At 39.0% G+C, this 3,509-nt stretch carries 2 protein-coding genes and 1 pseudogene; 2 read left to right on the forward strand and 1 reads right to left on the reverse strand.

The genetic code is table 11. From position 1 onward, the window contains the following. Together AC4GME_RS18065 and AC4GME_RS18070 are read left to right on the forward strand one after the other, a co-directional pair. Positions 1-207: pseudogene (locus AC4GME_RS18065) on the forward strand (DUF2431 domain-containing protein); the annotation flags it as partial. Between the two features lie 137 nt (positions 208-344). Next, positions 345-1,232, forward strand: coding sequence for a chemotaxis protein (locus AC4GME_RS18070; RefSeq protein WP_490379963.1), 888 nt, complete (start codon positions 345-347; stop codon positions 1,230-1,232). Between the two features lie 61 nt (positions 1,233-1,293). On the opposite strand, the gene AC4GME_RS18075 is transcribed toward AC4GME_RS18070, so the two are convergent. Continuing rightward, positions 1,294-2,820: an alanine/glycine:cation symporter family protein gene (locus AC4GME_RS18075; protein WP_490378855.1), complete on the reverse strand. Its 1,527-nt coding sequence runs from the start codon at positions 2,818-2,820 to the stop codon at positions 1,294-1,296. Positions 2,821-3,509 lie beyond the last annotated feature (689 nt).

Below are 3,509 nucleotides of genomic sequence, written 5' to 3' on the forward strand. Positions count from 1 at the left end.
GTCTGGAGCAGACAGAAAAAACATCCTATTTTAGATAAGCTGAAAACAGCGCAGTTTCAGGATGAAAATTATTGTACAGCTTGTCGTGCAGGACCTTTTTCAACGAAATTAGATCGTATTGAGCATAATAAGTCGAAAAAACATTTACAAATGGTAGAATTTGAAAGGCTATGGTTGGCAGAGATAGAAAATAACAACACAGTATAAAACAAAGTAAAATAATGATTAATAAAGCGCAACTTAGATCCCTTCAATACTAAGAAAAATCTAATAATCCGTTAATTTATCACAGCTTTTCAATATTTATCCTATAATTCTAAAGATTAAAAGTAGAGGATTTTTTTATGCAATCAACATCCAGCCAATCGCAAGGATTATTACTTTTCAAATTATCTCAGTTGCAAAGTTTTGCACTGGGAACATTAAAAATACAAGAGATTGTTCCCTATCAGCGTCTGACTCAACTACCTAACGCTGAAGCTAATGTAATTGGTGCAGCCAGTATTCGCGGGCAAACACTGACCATCATTGATATGGCGGCAGCCGTTGGTTACCCGCCAATAAGGGAAGAAGAGAAAAATAATTGTGTCATTATTATCACAGACTGCAGTCGCATGCATGTCGGTTTTTTAGTTCGAAAAATTGAACGCATTATTGAATGTAACTGGAAAAATATCGAGCCACCACCAAACTCCTTAGGAAATAAAACCTACATTACCGGCATCACCCATTTTGAAAATAAACTTATCCAATTATTAGATGTTGAGCTGTTACTTTCCGAGATATTTCCAAGTGAAGATGATAAAGCAGTTGAAATTAATGGCGTGCAAAAAGGTTTATTACAAAACTCGCATATTCTCTTGGTTGATGACTCAGCCGTGGCTCGTAGACAACTCGAACATGCGCTAACTAATATCGATGTACCGTTTAAGGTTTGTAAAAATGGTAATGATGCACTGGCTGTGATGAAAGAATGCGCAGAAAAAGAAAATCCAATCGATATTCTGGTCAGTGATATTGAAATGCCGGGTTTAGATGGATATGAACTGACGTTTGAAGTGCGCAGTGTGCCTGAAATTGCCCATGCTTATATTATTTTACATACCTCGCTTTCCAGTGAGATGAGCGTAGATCGAGCCAATCAAGTTGGCGCAGATGATGCGTTAACTAAATTCGAAGCACAAGCACTGGTTGATGCAATGCTTAAAGGAGCGAAAAGACAGGAACAATAGAGCAGTAAAAACGCCACTTTAATAAGTGGCGTTTTAGTTAATCAATATCAACAAACTAATATTATTTCCTTACAAACTCTTGCTCATCATCTTCAACATCAATGTTATTTACTTTATGTTTGTTTTCCCAAAAGTCCGCATGTTTAATACCTAATGCAAGCGGATCAAAGGTATAAACCTCTTTGCGCGCTTTACGCTGCAGCTCATAATCTTTTAATGCTTTAAGCGCAGGTTTCCCCATAAAGAAGATAACCAATAAACCGATAATATTTAACCAGGCCATTAAACCAACACCGACATCTCCAAGTCCCCATGCAAGATTAGCGGCCTTAATAGTGCCGTAGAAGGTTGCCAGCATCAGCGCGATCTTTAGTAAAAAAGTGAAGTTAGGCATTTTTAACGTACGACGAATATAAGCAACATTGGTTTCAGCAATATAGTAATACGCCAGAATAGTAGTAAACGAGAAAAAGAATAACGCTAGTGCAATAAATGGCTTGCCGACACCAGGAAGCACCCTTTCAACCGCCATTTGTGTATAAGCAGGGCTATTAGCGGCAATATCCGCAGCGACATTTTGTATTAAAAATGTCTCGCCAATACCATGCACGTTATAAGCGCCGGTAATTAAAATCACAAATGCAGTTGCTGAACAGACAAATAGCGTATCTATGTACACGGAAAACGCCTGTACTAAACCTTGTTGTGCCGGATGCTCAACTTCTGCGGCAGCTGCTGCATGCGGTCCTGTACCTTGACCCGCTTCATTAGAGTAAACACCACGTTTAACCCCCCAACCTATTGCAGCACCAACTCCCGCCATCGGCGTAAAGGCATCGCTAATGATCATGGCAAACACATTTGGTAACTCACCAATATTAAGTGCAATAATTATGCAGGCAACGATGATATAAGCTAATGCCATAAACGGCACAACAAATTGAGTAAAGCTTGCAATGCGTTTTACACCACCAAATATAATGAAACCTAAGATTAAAACAATCACAGATGCCGTAGCAATTTTAGTTGAGCTGATCATACCAATACCCGTATTGATCATATCACCGCTACCAAAGGTTAACTCTACTGCATTACCAATACTGTTTGACTGTACACCCGGCAATAACAGACCACAGGCCAAAATGGTCGCAAGTGCAAATAAAATGGCATACCATTTTTGCCCGGTTACTTTTTCGATGTAATAAGCGGGACCGCCTCGATATTGGCCTTGATCTACTTCTTTATAAATTTGTGCCAGTGTTGACTCAACATATGCCGTCGCAGCACCTAAAAATGCCACTAGCCACATCCAAAATACCGCGCCAGGACCACCAAACCCGATAGCAGCAGCAACACCCGCGATATTCCCCGTACCTACACGACCCGATAATGAAACAGCTAATGCTTGAAAAGAGGAGATACCATGTTCTGATTTTTTACCTGAAAGTAATAATTGGTACATCTCACGAAATAATCGAACTTGAACAAAACGCGTTTGAATGGAATAAAAAAGACCGGCCGCTAAACACAAATAAATAAGTGCCGGGCTCCAAATAATGCCATTTAAAAAATCCACTAATCCTTGCAAGATATTCTCCCTATCTTTGTTATGTAACACACGACCACTTGCAACGGCATAATTTAGCGAGACGAAATCTCAGCTAGAAACCCGTTTTTGCAAGAGGTTTGCGAATATGAATAAAAAAAAGGAAGGTAACATCGAAGAATAATCAAAGCAAAGAGGGATTGCCAAACTATGCGAAGGCGCACCGTTTGCTGGAAAAAAGCAGAGAAACAATAAGATAGATCAAAATAACAGATTAACTAAAATTTATCGCAATAATAATCAGCAACGATTTTTTGATAGTAAATACCGGCATATCACAGTTCCCATCACTTATTAAAATAACCATTAATAAAAATTTGAACCTCCAGTTATTAAGAGCTATTAAGGTTCTATTATAGAGGCATACCAATGTGCGCTCTTGTATGGTTATGTAGTCGCAATGATGCAATAGGCAATCTGCTAGTGTTAATAGCGGCCTCTGGTGCCTGGTTTAGCGGCAGCGCAATACCTGATTTAGTTGTTGCCTTTATCTTATACCCATGTTACTTAAGATGCAAAATCAGCAAGGAAAACTGTACTTAGATGCTAGGCATAAAATTGAAGTATAGTTGTTCTACATTGAGATTTTATAACGACGCAGATGAGTGAAATTTGACTTGCCCTGCGGGGGCTCAGCTCGAAAACCAGTATTGCGTTACAGCATTCGATAA

Source organism: Psychromonas sp. (assembly GCF_983033635.1).